The organism is Listeria cornellensis FSL F6-0969, assembly GCF_000525855.1.
GTDB lineage: Bacteria > Bacillota > Bacilli > Lactobacillales > Listeriaceae > Listeria_A > Listeria_A cornellensis.
This window is the reverse complement of the sequence record NZ_AODE01000036.1, coordinates 1-13435: the sequence shown is the minus strand read 5'-3', so window position 1 is coordinate 13435 and position 13435 is coordinate 1. Positions and strand designations below refer to the sequence as shown.

Here is a 13435-nt window from a genome sequence, read left to right as displayed (position 1 = left end):
GAAAATGCCAAAATCGCTATGAAGACTTGTTGGTGAAAATGAAATCGATGGCTGGCGGTTCCTCACTTGGACAGCAAATCGGCATGCAATTAGGGATGCAAACCGCGATGGGGCAACTACAACACGAAATGCAAATCATAGAACGCTATCTTGATTTTGACATGAGCCACCAAAATGTGATGCAGGATGTCCTAACCAAGTTGTATCAAGTGAAACAAGGCTTAGCAGAAATTCAAAGCAGTAAAGCATTTAATACCGTTAGTCATACATTCAACACGAAAGCATTACATATGGGATGGCTAGATGGCTTGGTAACCGAGAAAAAGCCGAAACAATATAATTTTGATGACTACACGAAAACATTAGAGGGAAGTTATTGGATACTAAGTAAAAATGGTATAACCGACCAAGAAAGCGCGAAAGCAACCATTGCCTACAACGATGCCATAAAAGATGGTACAATTAAAATTGCGGATGAAGAATCAGGCGACTTTATGACGGATTATATGATTGGTGCTGTTAAGGGAATCAATATACTGAATCCAGATCAGCCATTGACTAAAATGCAAAGTTTCTCCATTATTGCAGGTGTTATGACTAGTATGGTTGCGGTTAGGGGACGTGGAAAAGTTTTCCCGAGAAGCACTATAAATAAAGTGGAATCCGACCTAAAGATAAAAGAATATGGCGAACCAATTGTTATCAAAAAATTCAATCAACTCTGGTTTGGTTAGGAGTTATATTAAGGATGTAGAACAACGAACAAGTCGCAAGCTAGCCAAAATTCAAATCGATGCTCTGAAGGATGCTTTGCGAACTAAAGAATACGCCAAACTAACACCTGTTGAAACCAATAAGCACAGGTTAGCTTTTAAACAAGTTAAAAATAAACTTATCATTGAGTGGGAGCAGAAGACTAACCAATCTTGGCCACGCTACTCAGAAGAAATTTTATCTGCAAAATCTGGTAGGGTTATACGTAAGCCGGGAGAGCCATATGATGCACACCATCTGATTGAAAATACATTTGGTGGCGAACACGAATGGTGGAATATGCACCCAGCTAAATTTCCAGATGAACATCAAGCAGGAATACACGGAGCAGGTTCGCCTGCAAAAGAATTATTTAAGGGAGTGAAAAAATAATGTCGTTTAAATTTGTGACTAACAATCCAGAAAATAGTTTTTATCCTTTGAAACTAGAGGATATCGAACAAGTAGAAAGAGAATTAAGCTTAACTTTTCCAAATGAACTACGACAATTTTATTCAGAGATTGGGTATGGCTTCTTTAAAGGTTCAGAGTATCAAATTAATAGATTAATGGACCCTGAATCAGTAAGGGATTTTAGACTTCGTGTCGATGATTACGAGTTTTATCCAGACATTGAAATTTTTGATGAAGTAGAAGAAGATAAACTAGTCTTTTTTGAAGGGGACGAGAGTACAACAATTCTGATAGGTTTAGGAGAAGGGGAAACAAGTCCAATTTATTTATTTGATACATTGATAGCTGACTCGCTCAAGGAATTTCTAGAGAAAATTATGGAAGATGATTTGTACTATTTGAAATGAGGAATTATGATTTTATAATAGAGAATTTAGAACATAAGTTTTATAGTGTTTCGTCTAGTTCTGTTCAAGAGGCAGAACTAGAGTTGGAATTAGCTTTTCCAAAGGAATTGCTCGAGTTCTATAATGAAGTAGGCTGTGGTTTTATTAAAGGCTCTAAAGGAAATATAAATCGATTAATGGACCCGATTTCAGTGAGAGATTTTCGTATGAAGGAATATGATTATGAATTTTATCCTGATATTGATTTATATGATGATTTAGAGGACGAACTCATATTTTTTGAGGTAGATGAAACAGTTTTAATGTCTATAAAAGTGACTGGGGAAGATATTAGTCCTATATTTTATAATGAAACGAAAATTGCTAATTCACTATATGAATTTCTCCAATTGATGTCTAAAGATGATAATTATTATTTGGCATTAACGAAGCAAAACTAGCGTATTGACTAGCGAGTAAGTGCTTGGTTAATGGATATTGAGGAGATTTTAGGATGCTTTTAGATATATTAAAACAAATTGCAGAGGAACAAAAATCTTTTGATGAAAAACCCGAGCTACCTGCAACCAAGGCTGAAATTCTGGAACTAAAAAAGCAAATTACTAATGACCAGTCCAGAGATATCTGGTTCTCTGACTATGCAACATTCCTTAAAATACGGAATGGTCTCGATTATGATGGGCTTGTTATTTACAATGCAAACGTCAATGATAACAATAATGGATTTATTGCAGCAAATGAAATATGGCATGAAAATGAATGGGAAGACGATTATGTGTTTTTTGGAGATTCCAATATTTCTTGGTATTGTTATAGCAAAATGAAAAACACTTTTCTGGAGCTAGATAAGCCAAGTGGGGATGTTACTAATAGATTTTCATCGTTGAATGAGTTGTTAGAATCTGCTTTCAAAAATGTTTTGTGAGTAAATGAAAAAACACACAGCTAGTGACTAATGATAGAGCGCCATCAGACTATAAATGGCATCATATGGAGGATGGAAAACCATGATGTTAGTCGATAAGAAAGCCCATTCAGAGTTTAGCTAGTGAAAGTGATGTGAATTGATGATGAAGTTGTCAAACCCAAATGGAAAAGTAAGCGAAGAAGATATTCAAAAATTTGAATCAATAAATGGTTTTGTTCTTCCACAAGTATATAGATCTTTTTTAATTGAATACTAATGGTGGTGAAACAGAGCCGAATCTTTTCTTTATATCGGAAAATCAAGGGGCAAGTGTTTTGGATTCATTTTTTGGTTTAGGTGATATATATGATAATTTACAGGACTTTATAGATATATATGATGAGCGTTTACCTAATGATTTTATTCCTATCGGGAATGATCCTAGTGGGAATGCAATTTGTGTTTCGATAAATGAAGATAATTCTGATAATATTTACTTTTGGGATCATGAGGAGGAAACAGAGAATCCTAATGAAATGAGCAATGTTTATTTTCTAGCTAATAATATTGAGGAGTTTATAAATAATTTATATGAAGATGGGAAAGACGTCTAATTAGGTAAGGGTGATTGCTATTATAAGTTACCTGCCAAAAACCTGACAAATAAAAATATATGCTTTCGAAGTTGTTGGTATGACTGTGCTTGTATTATAATGATTTTATCTAGTGGGAATAAATGCAAAAGAGTCAAAAAGCCTTTAACATCAAGGGCTTTTTTTGACTCTTTTTTTAGTGTGTTTATGGAAGTCAAAACAAGTTGTACGTTTTAAATGGAATTATTTGATCCAGAATATTAATACAACGATTACACCGAATAATGCGGAGAAGAATTTGCTGCGACTATTTTTATAGTACGCTACCATGGCAATCAAAAAGGAACCTATGAGTAGCAAACGGATAAATAACAGTACTATACTCGATGGGACAAGAATATAAATGAAAACGAATGCCAATGTAATTGTTAAAAGTGTATAAAATATTTTTTTTCATAAAAAATCCCCTTCAAGTGTATTTACAGGCCTAAGGAAAAATCGCAACATGTCAAAGTTAATCGGCTTAAAATTAGCGCCTGTACCTCGGGGAAAGCTTTGTGGCGCATGTGGATAAATACAAACAACAAAGGCGATTCCCGTTGATGTAACATCTTTTAAGTTCCTCAAAATAAAATTGACAAGTTTTCTTGTCAATGATATGATGTTGTTTGACAATAAAACTTATCAAAAGGAGATGATTTTAGTAATGAAGAAAGAAAAAAGATTTAACGTGGAAACATTAGAACAAAGTGGTTCGGGTTTAACGACTGTTATTATTGATAAGGAGACTGGTGTACAATATCTATTAGCGGCAGTTCCAAATATAGGATCTGGCATGGCGTTATTGGTCGATTCAGATGGAAAACCATTGTTAGAAAAATAAAGACATGGATCATTAATATCTAAAAAAGATGATTATGGAGAGGTATTCCTTGTTGATAACGTGCCGACAAAAGGGCTACACAGTTTTAAGTAATAACGGATAATAGAAGAAAGGGGAAGTATTCGTGGATAAAGAAGATATCTTGGCACAAAGTAGAAAAGAGAATAAGGATAAAGATTTATTCAAATTAGACATCCAGAACAAATCAGGAATAATAAGCAGTCTTGTCTTAGTGTTTTTAGCTACTATCTTATTCATTATTCAAAGTGTATGCGGTGGAGGATTTAATTTCGCTTTATTCGCATTATTAGTAGCTTACGGCGCTACAGACTTTTTGGTGAAATACATCTATATTAGGAATAATAAGTATCTTTTCTTGAGTATAGGTTATTCGGTGGCTACGATTATATTTATCCTACTACATCTGCAGCAAATTTTTAAATTAGGTGGTAGTTATTATGAGTGAAGATAAATTAGTACTAAAAAATAAATTAAAAGAAGCCAGAGCTGAGAAAAAACTCTCGCAATCTGCCCTAGCAAAAATGGTAGGGGTATCTAGAACAACAATTAGTTCGCTAGAGACAGGTCAATTTAGTCCCACAGCTAAACTAGCCTTAGTTCTTTGTATTGCTTTAGACAAAAAATTTGAAGAACTTTTCTTTTTTTTAAAGATAGTTAAATACAAGTAAAGCACGGGTAAAAGTTTTGGAGTATGCTATGATTTTTGATTCTTTTCTGTGCTGTATAAATGCTATAATAAAGCTAAACACAGCCCAAAAAGGAGCCAATCCAAAATGCCAATAAAACTAATCGCAGTCGACATGGACGGTACATTCTTGAATAACGACCAAGATTACAATCGCAAGCGCTTCAATCGCCAATATACCGAACTGAAAAAACGTGGTGTCCGTTTTGTTGTCGCAAGCGGGAACCAGTATTATCAATTAAAATCATTCTTTCCAGATTTTGCGCATGAAATTTCCTTCATGGCTGAAAATGGTGCCTACACCGTCCATTCAAACGAGGAAGTTTTTTGTGGTGAAATGAGCGAGAAAACGGTGCATCAAGTTCTCGATATTCTTCATGATTTCCAGCCGGTGAGCCTTGTTGTTTGTGGTCGAGATAGCGCGTACGTTGCTCATGATACGAGTGAGGCAGACTTCAATCAAAGCTTGAAATACTATCATAAACTAAAACGCGTGGATGATCTCTATACCATCAACGACACAATTTTCAAATTCGCGCTTACTTTTAATGAATCTGATGTGCCAGAAGTACTGGAGAAACTGCAAGAAAGCGTTGGCGATTTTATTACCCCGGTAACGAGTGGAAATGTGTATATTGATTTGATTATTCCCGGTCTACATAAAGCGCACGGCGTTAAGCGGATTCAGGAGTTATGGCACATTGAAGATCATGAAACAGTCGCTTTTGGAGATAGTGGTAATGACATCGAGATCTGCATCATGTGGCGTACGGTTTTGCAATGGAAAATGCGACGGATCCAGTCAAAAGTGCTGCGAATTATATAACGGATTCGAACGACGAAGAGGGCGTATTTAGCACAATCGACGCTATTCTGAATAAAACGTATCCATTTAACTGAAAAAAAAGACCGAACGATAAGCTTTCTGGGCTCAGCGTTCGGTCTTTTTCATCGTCTCAACAATCTGCGTAATACATAAGAAAGCACGAACCAAACAACGACACTAATCATAATCGTAGTGACCCACCCAAACGGATTATGCTCCAGCGGCAAAGGCATGTTCATCCCGAAAAATCCGGTAATAATCGTAGGAATCGTCAACAAAATCGACAATACCGTCAAAATCTTAATCGTATCATTCAGATTATTATTCAAAATATTATTATACGTCCCCGATAATTGCTGCAAAATTTGGGATGATAGTTGTGTCATCTCAACTAACTGCTTCGCCTCAATCACCGCATCTTCAAATTGCTCTTTCTCATTCGCATCGAGCGTCCGATAAATAATATGCGTCTTAATCTGCTCTAACAAAACTAGATTTTGCTTGGATGCAGAGACAAAGTAAACAATGCCGGTCTCTAAATCAGATAGAGAAAGTAAGTTTTGCTTCGTCGTTTTCTCCTTCAGTTTATCATTGATCGTTTTTCTATCGATGTCCATTTGCTCGACGAACGGAAAATACGAATCGGTAATCATAAACAAAGAACTAAATAAGAACTCAAAAATCGTTTTTCCATCGTTGTTGTTCAAAAATCGTTTCATTTTATCCGCAACATATTGATTTTTCGCATTCGTCACCGTAATAAACTGCGAGCCTTTAATCAAAAACGTCATCGGAATCGTCTCATAATGATCGTCAATTTTCTCATTGTTTGGCACATTGAAAAACAAGACAAACGTATTCGTAGCTAAATCGTATTCCAAGTGGGCGCGCTCGTTTCTATCCAGCGAATAAGCCACTACTTCATCGTCAATTTCATATTCCTCGTAGAACTTCTTTAATTCTGTAGGGTTCTCAATATTGATATTAATCCAATCATATGTCCCATTGTTAAAAGGTATTTTAGTAATCACTGCCTCATCTCCCTTTTTTCTGACTGAGCCCTTTATTATTATAGCAGTATTTCCGAATAATGAAAGTATCACTTGACCCTAAACCATACTTCAGAGTTATAATAAAACTATTCCGAAACGAGGTGCTAAAAATAATGCGTGGACATGAATTAAGTGAATTACTAGGCGTACCAGTCTCTACACTCCATTATTACGAGAAAAAAGGATTGATTCAACCACAGCGAGGCGAAAATCAGTATCGCAATTATTCTGAGCAAGATATCAAAATCATGAAATACATTTTAATTCTTAAAGAAGCCGGTTTTTCATTGGCCGAAATCAGTGAGGTGATGCAACGCTATTTCCGTGAACCACACGGCGTGGATTGCGAGGTCGAAGCTCAAATTTTTTTCCATGCCAAAATCCATGACCTAAAGCAAAAAATCGAGCAGTATCAAACAATTATTACGATTATGGAAGACTTGCCAGTAATGCTAGGCGAAGCACCATTAGCTAGAATTCAAGAAAAAAACGATGCACTCGTAGATTCATTTTTTGAGCAGAAGGGGTGGAAATAATGGCGCGGATACTTGTAGTACAAGCGGATTCGAGGGAACGCGGCACGATGAAACGTCTCAGTGGAATCTACATTACTAAAATGCAGGAATTACAACATGAGGTCCGAGTAGTCGACTTGGCCAAACTAGACTACGATAAAACGCTCAGTAAGGGTTACAAAACCGAGCGCACACCTGAAATGCTCGCCATTAATGCTTTCGCCCAACAAGCCGATCTACTCGCATTCTTCTACCCCATCTGGTTTGCGAATGTCCCATCAGCTCTAAAAGGTTTTATCGAAAATTTATTCTGGGTCGGCGAAACGTACAGCTTTAGAACGAAACAATATCTTTTGAAAGGGATGTGGCGCGGGAAAAAAGCACGCATCGTATACTCCATGGGCGGTAGCGAATTCTATCATTATTTATTCGGCTGGAGCGGGTACCGAGGCATGCGCCAACCGTTGTGGCTCAGCGGTATTTTTAGCATCCGGCGAACGAGTTTTGATAACATGGACCGCACGAAGCATAAGCCGGCCGCGTTTTATGAAAAGAAAATGCTGAAAATGGCTGCGCATGATGATCGCCGTTTAAGAGGCATTTCTCAGCATGTATAATCAAAAAGGATTTCCCAGCTCGATGCAGGAAATCCTTTTTCTAGAACCACTGAATCAATAAAACACCGCCAACCATCGAAAGCACGCCAAGTACGCGGTAACGATTAATCGGATGTCTGATAATGCCGAACCAGCCGAAATGGTCAATTGTCAGCGCAATAATCATCTGGCCACATAGTGCCAAAACAACAGTCAGCGCAGAGCCGAGTAGTGGTAGTAGCAAAATATTCGATGTAACGAAAATAACGCCAAGCGCACCGCCAGTGAAAATCCACCACGGAATTCGGCCAACACCGCGCAGTTGAAATGTCAGTCTGCGTTCGACAATTAGCGATATGAGCAGGAGTAGCGTCATCCCGACTAGAAACGAAATCATCGAAGCAATAATCGGCGAATCCACCGCAATCCGTAATCGGCTATTAATGGAAGTTTGAATCGGCGACATCATGCCCGCCGCAAGCCCCATGCACATAAACGCGATCATCGATTTAGATTTTTTTGTTGTCATAAAAAAGCCTCCTTTAGTAACGCTGCATCAGAATAACACCGAAAAACATCATCGCGATTCCCGCGACTCTTGGCAAATTAAGCTCATGAATCGGCACGCCAAACCAGCCAAAATGGTCAATCAAAAGCGCCATCACCATCTGCCCACAAAGCGTAATCACGACGGTCAAGGCTGACCCAAGTCGCGGCATTAATAAAATATTTGACGTCAAAAAGAACACACCAAGCGCGCCACCGCCGAACCAAATCCACCAAGGGTTCACCGCCAGCATATGTACATCAAATGTCCAACCGTGCTCAAAAACGAGTGCCAGTGCGATCAAAATAATACTCCCAATCAAAAAAGACACCCAAGAGGCGATAAAAGGCGATTTTGTATAGCCGCGTAGTCGTGAATTGACCGCTGTTTGAACAGGAATAGTCATCCCCGCCATCAACCCAGCCAACATCAATAATAGTGTCATCAAACAATCCTCCTTTTTCAGTAGTAGTATCATTATAGAACAAACGTGCGGATCTGTCGTTTATATTGCTTTCGTCGCTAAAATTTCTTTCAACTTCTCCCAATCTGCCATGAGTTGCGGTTCTATTTTACGATTGTAGAAAATGGCGGCAGGGTGGAATGTCGGAAAAATATCATATGCTTGCTGGGAGGGCACATAGTTAGAATCGGCGCCAAGTTGTTTGATCTTCCCGTGCCATAGGTGACCGTGCGATTCAGAAACCGTCATCTTATTATCGATGAGGCGCTTCAAGGAACAGCCGCCCAAAGCGATGATTAATTTCGGCTTAACTTGCGCAATTTCATAATCAAGAAGCGGGGCGTGTAAAATAATTTCTTTTTGTTTCGGCATTCGATTTGGGCGTTTCTCGATTTTCTGCCCAGTTTTATCAACCATCGTTTTCTTGCCAAATGGGCGACTTCGAACGATGCTTGTAATATAAACTTGATCGCGCGTTAAACCAGCGATAGCTAGCGTCTTGTCGAGTTCTTTGCCAGAACGCCCCGTAAATGGGACCCCCGTTCTAATCTCGACTTCACCAGGAGCCTCACCAATCAACATGATATCAGGTGAAAAATCGCCATTACCAAACACAAAGCCCTCCAAGTCAAATTCTCTATTTTTAAGGATAATTGGATCGATTAACTCTCGTGGATACGTCATATTATCACTCCCAAACTTGAACTTTCTTCTATTAAATTATAACATGGGAGAGAGACAGGAGGAGAAGGGATGCATTTTTTGAAATTATTTTTTAACGCGTTAGTCATCATTGGCCTTATTTTATTGGTAGCCAGATTAGTAACGGTTGCATTGCAGTTCGCGGGAATCGAGTTCACCACTTTCTTCGTCGATTACTCGATTCCATCGCTAGGAATTCTTCTGGTCGGTGCGCTCGGAAGCTGGTTTATCGACAAACGCCAGAAATAGGAAAGTGGTCTGCTCGAGTTGCTAGCAGACCACTTTTTTTTAATACCCGACGGCTTTCACTGTAATTTGAGCTTTGCCTTTCACAGTATAGACACCCGTTGCAAAGAAGGCACTAGATGGCGTTGTACCAATCAATTCTTGTGCTCCTTTGGCATTTTTTTGATAAATTTCATAATAGCGAACGTTGCCAAGCGCTTTATCCCAAGTGATACGAGCGTTTGTTTTGCGTTCTGGTGTTACTTTCTCAGCGACTTTGACATTCTTCACCGCGCCGAAGTAGCCAATATCTGTTTTTCCTTGGAGCGCAATTTCACCGATTCGAATTTTGGTATTAAGTTGTGCTGTGGTCGTTGTTGTTTCAAGCGAAATTTCTTTAATCGTTTTACCGTAGTAAGGACTGAGCGTCGTGGACCAGTTGACCCAGCCAGTACCCGAGGCCTTCAACGCGATTTTACGAGGATTTTTCTCACCTGCAAATTGCAACACGAGTTTATGCGTATTTCCAGTGCCTTTCCCCTTCATCGAAAAAGTCGTATCTCGCTTCACTTTGATATCTGTTGCAAATAATTTCGTCGTTGTCGTCCCGTTCTTCACCGTATTTCCAGATAAAAGTAGGGAGGAAGCGCCTGTATAAGCGTCATCTGAGGCAATGCTCACCGCTAATTTATTACCCCCTTTACTATCTAAAATAAAGCGATAAGTCGGCATCACATCTTGCATCCCGCGCTGATTCCATTCGCCATTCTGCAAACGAACGCCATTCTTATTGAAAAATGTTCCTTTCCCTGTGTTGAAATTGGTTTTGAGTGGAAGCGCCGAAATTCCGGATTTCTCTGGGAAATATTTTGCGATTCCTTGCCAATCTTTTGCACCAGCTACATTTTCAGGATAGCGTGGATCGACTTTATTCCCATTCCAAAACTTATTTTCTTTTGCTACAAAATCAGCCTCACTCGTCGAATTGTAGTAAACCCAGCCAGGAATATAGAGGCCAAGCGAAACAATAGGTGCTTGCCCAGCAGGAGGGATAATCGCGCCCCAATTGACATTACTATTGTAACCATTGGATTGGACATCGACGCCAGCATATAATTTATGTGGATTCACACCAAGCGCGGCCGCATTTTTATTAGACGCTACAAGACGGTCCGGATTCCAGCGAAAGTCAATAAACATCCCATTCGAAACTGCTTTTTTATTCTGTGTTAAGAAAGGACTGTTCTTTTCATTCAAAGCGCCTTGCCAATCAATTTCGCCAGTCGTCGTCATCGAATCGTACCAAATGATTTGCTGATTTGCGCCTTTTTTAGCTTGCATATATTTCAGCACATTTTGCATCGCAACGGAATCAGCAGCTGTAAAACCAGTCGTTTCTTGATTGATAAACCAGCCATCGAAACCGTAATAATTCGCGACTTCCAGCAATTTATCAGCCACAGGATAACGGCCATTCGTATCCTTCGTAATAAACTGTTTCACCCATTCGGTTTTGCCACCATATACATTCGGCGGGAAAAAGACAGTCCCGACAACAGGCACGCCGTTTTTATGCGCCATATCAATCGTATCGGCACTCGGTGGAATAATAATCCCTTCACCAGAAGAACCAGCCCAAGCAACCAGCACATCAACATATTGCCATTGCGTCGGATTGTAAACTTGGATACTCTTAAAACCCTGCGAAGGCGTTCCCGCTGTGTGCTGATTAATAATATCAAGCGACATCAGTTCCCCTTTACTCGTTTGCGTAGCGTTAGATTTAGCTGATGTCACACGTTTTTTCAAAGGAATCGTGCCTTTATTAAACGGTGCATCTGGATCTGTTTTTGGACTCCATTTTAGCAATTCATCCGGGAACCAATAAGAGGCAAACGGCTGACCCGTCTTCGCTTGCGTCTCCTTATCCTCCGCGGTCATCGCATACGCGCCTTGAGATGGAGCAAGTACTGAGGTAAAAAGTGATATACTTAGTAAAGCAGTTAACATTTTCAGTTTTTTCCATACGTCTCTCCCTTTCTAAAATAATAATGCGCTTACATTTCTACCTACAAAAACAAGGTGCTTCCTCAAGCCTACTACAAAAATTTCCAATAAAAAAAGTAGCTGATCTAAAGATTACTAGACTAAATTTAGTTCTGTGCTTGACTCTCCACCTATGTCATAGTTTAAAATAAAGATATAAAAGCTTAACAAGGAGGCATAACATGTTCCAAATCGGCGAATTTTCCAAACTAGCAAACGTAAGTATCCGATCTTTGCGCCATTACGATAAAATAGGTTTACTCACCCCTGAAAAAATCAACACAGAAACTAATTATCGCCATTATTCGGCAAAGCAACTGCAAACTATCAACAAAATTCAAAAACTAAAAGAAATCGGGCTCAGCCTCACCGTCATCAACAAAATTTTATCATCTGGATTTGACGCGAAAACAATCCAATCCCATTTTGCGATTCGCGAATTGGAATTACAAGAAGAGTTAGAAACAATCAAGCAACAAAGTCTACTTCTAGAAAGTTCGCTAGCGGTTCTAAAAGAAGACAGCGCTAAATGGAACTATCATATTACCAAAAAAGAGATTCCAGAACGCTTTGTTGCGAGTGTTCGAAACACGATCCCATCTTTTGCGAGTGAAGGTCTGCTTTGGGAAAGACTATACGCTGAAATTATTCCGCAGCAAGTCCAATTTACGAAAGAGCCTTACAGCATGGCCATTTTTCATGATGACACTTATCGTGAGGCAGATGTCGATGTAGAGGTCCAAGCTGCCGTTAAAACCGCAGATTACGAGTCAAGAAACGGTATATTTTTCAAAGAAGCCCCCGCGGTCACCGTAGCCTCTGTTATAATAAATGGGAGCTACGAACAAATGACAGCCGTGACCGAAACCGTCGCGATTTGGCTAGAAAATCATAATTATCAATTAAACGGGCCGATGTTTAATATTTATCACGTATCCATCGCAACCGAACCCAATCCAGAAAACTGGGTAACCGAAGCATGTTTCCCAATCAAGGAGGAAAACCATGAAATATGAATGGCGAAAACAAGACAAAAAAATCTAACTTACCAAAAGTAAATCCAGAAATAATCGATCTCGGACCAATGACATACATCACGATACGCGGAAAAGGCAATCCTAACAATCCACTATTTTCAGAATTAGTCACGGCACTATACGCCACATCCTACGCAATTAAAATGATGCCGAAAAAAGGGATAACCCCTGAAGGATACTATGACTATACCGTATTCCCGCTAGAAGGATTTTGGAGTTTAGAACCTGGAAGTCTCGTTTTTGATAAAGACAAACTCACGTATAAAATCATGTTGCGCCAACCAGACTTTATTACACCAGAACTATTCGAAATAGCCAAAGAAAAAGCAACCAAAAAAAATTTCCAAAGAATACCTTTGTCAACTGAAGCTTGAAGAAATAACAGAAGGACTAAACCTGCAAATGCTACACGTGGGAAGCTTTGATGATGAAGCTGCATCGTTTGTAAAAATGGAAGCATTCTGTGAAGAGAATAATATAGAAAGAATCAGCAAAAACCACAAAGAAATTTATTTATCAGATTTCAAAAGGGTGTCTTCAGACAAACTTAAAACAACGCTCCGCTTTGAAATAAAGTATAAATAATAATACGAAGCTTCTCAATCTAACTAAAAACTAGATTGGGATTTTTTTATACACTTATATATGAACTAATTTCATAACTCCTAAGCCTTGCGGCTCAAGAGATTTAAAGCAACAAAAAAGAGGAACCTCCCCATTTTTGATATAATGTTAGGTACGAGCCAAACAAAATCAAAAAGGA

The 13435-nt window shown here is 38.9% G+C and carries 21 protein-coding genes and 1 pseudogene; 17 read left to right on the top strand and 5 right to left on the bottom strand.

The features are described 5' to 3' along the window. From PCORN_RS19460 to PCORN_RS20925, 11 genes and pseudogenes are all read left to right on the top strand, one after another. Nucleotides 1–734: pseudogene (locus tag PCORN_RS19460) on the top strand (hypothetical protein); the annotation flags it as partial. Next, the gene (locus tag PCORN_RS14100) at nucleotides 685–1146 is read left to right on the top strand and encodes a hypothetical protein (RefSeq protein ID WP_036081847.1); all 462 of its coding nucleotides are present in this window, start codon (nucleotides 685–687) and stop codon (nucleotides 1144–1146) included. The pseudogene PCORN_RS19460 and the gene PCORN_RS14100, both read left to right, overlap by 50 nt. Continuing rightward, nucleotides 1146–1574, top strand: a complete 429-nt coding sequence (locus tag PCORN_RS14095) for an SMI1/KNR4 family protein (RefSeq protein ID WP_036081845.1) — start codon at nucleotides 1146–1148, stop codon at nucleotides 1572–1574. The genes PCORN_RS14100 and PCORN_RS14095 overlap by 1 nt, the downstream gene beginning before the upstream one ends. Beyond that, nucleotides 1571–2014 (top strand): SMI1/KNR4 family protein, encoded by a 444-nt coding sequence (locus PCORN_RS14090; RefSeq protein ID WP_036081843.1) that lies wholly within the window; start codon nucleotides 1571–1573, stop codon nucleotides 2012–2014. Before PCORN_RS14095 ends, PCORN_RS14090 begins: the two co-directional genes overlap by 4 nt. A gap of 53 nt (nucleotides 2015–2067) precedes the next feature. Then, nucleotides 2068–2499 carry a YrhA family protein gene (locus tag PCORN_RS14085; protein WP_036081841.1) on the top strand — a complete coding sequence of 144 codons (432 nt, stop codon included), beginning with the start codon at nucleotides 2068–2070 and terminating at the stop codon, nucleotides 2497–2499. Between the two features lie 248 nt (nucleotides 2500–2747). Then, entirely contained in the window at nucleotides 2748–3095 is a 348-nt protein-coding gene (locus tag PCORN_RS14080; RefSeq protein ID WP_241433199.1) for an SMI1/KNR4 family protein, read from the top strand. Between the two features lie 685 nt (nucleotides 3096–3780). Beyond that, nucleotides 3781–3957: a DUF6440 family protein gene (locus PCORN_RS19635; RefSeq protein ID WP_167330524.1), complete on the top strand. Its 177-nt coding sequence runs from the start codon at nucleotides 3781–3783 to the stop codon at nucleotides 3955–3957. A 124-nt stretch (nucleotides 3958–4081) separates the two neighbouring features. Next, entirely contained in the window at nucleotides 4082–4423 is a 342-nt protein-coding gene (locus PCORN_RS14075) for a DUF6442 family protein (RefSeq protein WP_036081839.1), read from the top strand. Beyond that, nucleotides 4416–4646 carry a helix-turn-helix transcriptional regulator gene (locus PCORN_RS14070; RefSeq protein WP_036081837.1) on the top strand — a complete coding sequence of 77 codons (231 nt, stop codon included), beginning with the start codon at nucleotides 4416–4418 and terminating at the stop codon, nucleotides 4644–4646. The genes PCORN_RS14075 and PCORN_RS14070 overlap by 8 nt, the downstream gene beginning before the upstream one ends. 105 nt (nucleotides 4647–4751) lie before the next feature. Further along, nucleotides 4752–5489 carry a Cof-type HAD-IIB family hydrolase gene (locus PCORN_RS14065; RefSeq protein WP_277620209.1) on the top strand — a complete coding sequence of 246 codons (738 nt, stop codon included), beginning with the start codon at nucleotides 4752–4754 and terminating at the stop codon, nucleotides 5487–5489. After that, a complete protein-coding gene (locus PCORN_RS20925) occupies nucleotides 5444–5563 on the top strand; it encodes an HAD hydrolase family protein (RefSeq protein WP_277620208.1) in 120 nt (39 codons plus the stop codon). Before PCORN_RS14065 ends, PCORN_RS20925 begins: the two co-directional genes overlap by 46 nt. Before the next feature lie 48 nt (nucleotides 5564–5611). Here PCORN_RS20925 and PCORN_RS14060 read toward each other — a convergent pair whose 3' ends face one another. Next, on the bottom strand, nucleotides 5612–6520 hold the full coding sequence (locus PCORN_RS14060; RefSeq protein ID WP_036081835.1) for a magnesium transporter CorA family protein: 909 nt from the start codon (nucleotides 6518–6520) through the stop codon (nucleotides 5612–5614). A gap of 134 nt (nucleotides 6521–6654) precedes the next feature. On the opposite strand from PCORN_RS14060, the gene PCORN_RS14055 reads away from it, so the two are divergent. Together PCORN_RS14055 and PCORN_RS14050 are read left to right on the top strand one after the other, a co-directional pair. After that, nucleotides 6655–7077, top strand: a complete 423-nt coding sequence (locus PCORN_RS14055; RefSeq protein ID WP_036081833.1) for a MerR family transcriptional regulator — start codon at nucleotides 6655–6657, stop codon at nucleotides 7075–7077. Continuing rightward, nucleotides 7077–7673, top strand: coding sequence for an NAD(P)H-dependent oxidoreductase (locus tag PCORN_RS14050; RefSeq protein WP_036081831.1), 597 nt, complete (start codon nucleotides 7077–7079; stop codon nucleotides 7671–7673). The genes PCORN_RS14055 and PCORN_RS14050 overlap by 1 nt, the downstream gene beginning before the upstream one ends. Before the next feature lie 40 nt (nucleotides 7674–7713). Here PCORN_RS14050 and PCORN_RS14045 read toward each other — a convergent pair whose 3' ends face one another. Genes PCORN_RS14045 through PCORN_RS14035 form a run of 3 tightly spaced genes read right to left on the bottom strand, consistent with a single transcriptional unit; the run spans nucleotide 7714 to nucleotide 9346 of the window. Then, entirely contained in the window at nucleotides 7714–8181 is a 468-nt protein-coding gene (locus tag PCORN_RS14045; protein WP_036081829.1) for a DMT family transporter, read from the bottom strand. Nucleotides 8182–8194: 13 nt separating this feature from the next. Then, nucleotides 8195–8644 (bottom strand): DMT family transporter, encoded by a 450-nt coding sequence (locus PCORN_RS14040; RefSeq protein WP_036081827.1) that lies wholly within the window; start codon nucleotides 8642–8644, stop codon nucleotides 8195–8197. A 60-nt stretch (nucleotides 8645–8704) separates the two neighbouring features. Further along, a complete protein-coding gene (locus PCORN_RS14035; RefSeq protein WP_036081826.1) occupies nucleotides 8705–9346 on the bottom strand; it encodes a uracil-DNA glycosylase in 642 nt (213 codons plus the stop codon). A gap of 69 nt (nucleotides 9347–9415) precedes the next feature. Between PCORN_RS14035 and PCORN_RS14030 the strand changes: the two genes are divergently transcribed. Next, nucleotides 9416–9613 carry a hypothetical protein gene (locus PCORN_RS14030; protein WP_036081825.1) on the top strand — a complete coding sequence of 66 codons (198 nt, stop codon included), beginning with the start codon at nucleotides 9416–9418 and terminating at the stop codon, nucleotides 9611–9613. A gap of 39 nt (nucleotides 9614–9652) precedes the next feature. On the opposite strand, the gene PCORN_RS14025 is transcribed toward PCORN_RS14030, so the two are convergent. After that, nucleotides 9653–11599: an endo-beta-N-acetylglucosaminidase gene (locus PCORN_RS14025; RefSeq protein ID WP_077913926.1), complete on the bottom strand. Its 1947-nt coding sequence runs from the start codon at nucleotides 11597–11599 to the stop codon at nucleotides 9653–9655. 218 nt (nucleotides 11600–11817) lie between these two features. On the opposite strand from PCORN_RS14025, the gene PCORN_RS14020 reads away from it, so the two are divergent. Genes PCORN_RS14020 through PCORN_RS20915 form a run of 3 tightly spaced genes read left to right on the top strand, consistent with a single transcriptional unit; the run spans nucleotide 11818 to nucleotide 13257 of the window. After that, nucleotides 11818–12651 (top strand): MerR family transcriptional regulator, encoded by an 834-nt coding sequence (locus tag PCORN_RS14020; protein ID WP_036081823.1) that lies wholly within the window; start codon nucleotides 11818–11820, stop codon nucleotides 12649–12651. After that, nucleotides 12648–13046 (top strand): GyrI-like domain-containing protein, encoded by a 399-nt coding sequence (locus tag PCORN_RS20920; RefSeq protein WP_277620207.1) that lies wholly within the window; start codon nucleotides 12648–12650, stop codon nucleotides 13044–13046. The genes PCORN_RS14020 and PCORN_RS20920 overlap by 4 nt, the downstream gene beginning before the upstream one ends. Before the next feature lie 28 nt (nucleotides 13047–13074). After that, nucleotides 13075–13257, top strand: a complete 183-nt coding sequence (locus tag PCORN_RS20915; RefSeq protein ID WP_277620206.1) for a GyrI-like domain-containing protein — start codon at nucleotides 13075–13077, stop codon at nucleotides 13255–13257. Nucleotides 13258–13435 lie beyond the last annotated feature (178 nt).

Excerpts from the sequence above, each read along its gene's own strand:
- PCORN_RS20925 (WP_277620208.1), top strand. The coding sequence starts at position 5,444 with ATGGAAAATGCGACGGATCCAGTCAAAAGTGCTGCGAATTATATAACG.
- PCORN_RS14050 (WP_036081831.1), top strand. The coding sequence starts at position 7,077 with ATGGCGCGGATACTTGTAGTACAAGCGGATTCGAGGGAACGCGGCACG.
- PCORN_RS14025 (WP_077913926.1), bottom strand. The coding sequence starts at position 11,599 with ATGTTAACTGCTTTACTAAGTATATCACTTTTTACCTCAGTACTTGCT.
- PCORN_RS14065 (WP_277620209.1), top strand. The coding sequence starts at position 4,752 with ATGCCAATAAAACTAATCGCAGTCGACATGGACGGTACATTCTTGAAT.
- PCORN_RS20920 (WP_277620207.1), top strand. The coding sequence starts at position 12,648 with ATGAATGGCGAAAACAAGACAAAAAAATCTAACTTACCAAAAGTAAAT.
- PCORN_RS14055 (WP_036081833.1), top strand. The coding sequence starts at position 6,655 with ATGCGTGGACATGAATTAAGTGAATTACTAGGCGTACCAGTCTCTACA.
- PCORN_RS14070 (WP_036081837.1), top strand. The coding sequence starts at position 4,416 with ATGAGTGAAGATAAATTAGTACTAAAAAATAAATTAAAAGAAGCCAGA.
- PCORN_RS19635 (WP_167330524.1), top strand. The coding sequence starts at position 3,781 with ATGAAGAAAGAAAAAAGATTTAACGTGGAAACATTAGAACAAAGTGGT.
- PCORN_RS14100 (WP_036081847.1), top strand. The coding sequence starts at position 685 with ATGGCGAACCAATTGTTATCAAAAAATTCAATCAACTCTGGTTTGGTT.
- PCORN_RS14095 (WP_036081845.1), top strand. The coding sequence starts at position 1,146 with ATGTCGTTTAAATTTGTGACTAACAATCCAGAAAATAGTTTTTATCCT.
- PCORN_RS14045 (WP_036081829.1), bottom strand. The coding sequence starts at position 8,181 with ATGACAACAAAAAAATCTAAATCGATGATCGCGTTTATGTGCATGGGG.
- PCORN_RS14035 (WP_036081826.1), bottom strand. The coding sequence starts at position 9,346 with ATGACGTATCCACGAGAGTTAATCGATCCAATTATCCTTAAAAATAGA.
- PCORN_RS14040 (WP_036081827.1), bottom strand. The coding sequence starts at position 8,644 with ATGACACTATTATTGATGTTGGCTGGGTTGATGGCGGGGATGACTATT.
- PCORN_RS14020 (WP_036081823.1), top strand. The coding sequence starts at position 11,818 with ATGTTCCAAATCGGCGAATTTTCCAAACTAGCAAACGTAAGTATCCGA.
- PCORN_RS20915 (WP_277620206.1), top strand. The coding sequence starts at position 13,075 with ATGCTACACGTGGGAAGCTTTGATGATGAAGCTGCATCGTTTGTAAAA.
- PCORN_RS14085 (WP_036081841.1), top strand. The coding sequence starts at position 2,068 with ATGCTTTTAGATATATTAAAACAAATTGCAGAGGAACAAAAATCTTTT.
- PCORN_RS14030 (WP_036081825.1), top strand. The coding sequence starts at position 9,416 with ATGCATTTTTTGAAATTATTTTTTAACGCGTTAGTCATCATTGGCCTT.
- PCORN_RS14090 (WP_036081843.1), top strand. The coding sequence starts at position 1,571 with ATGAGGAATTATGATTTTATAATAGAGAATTTAGAACATAAGTTTTAT.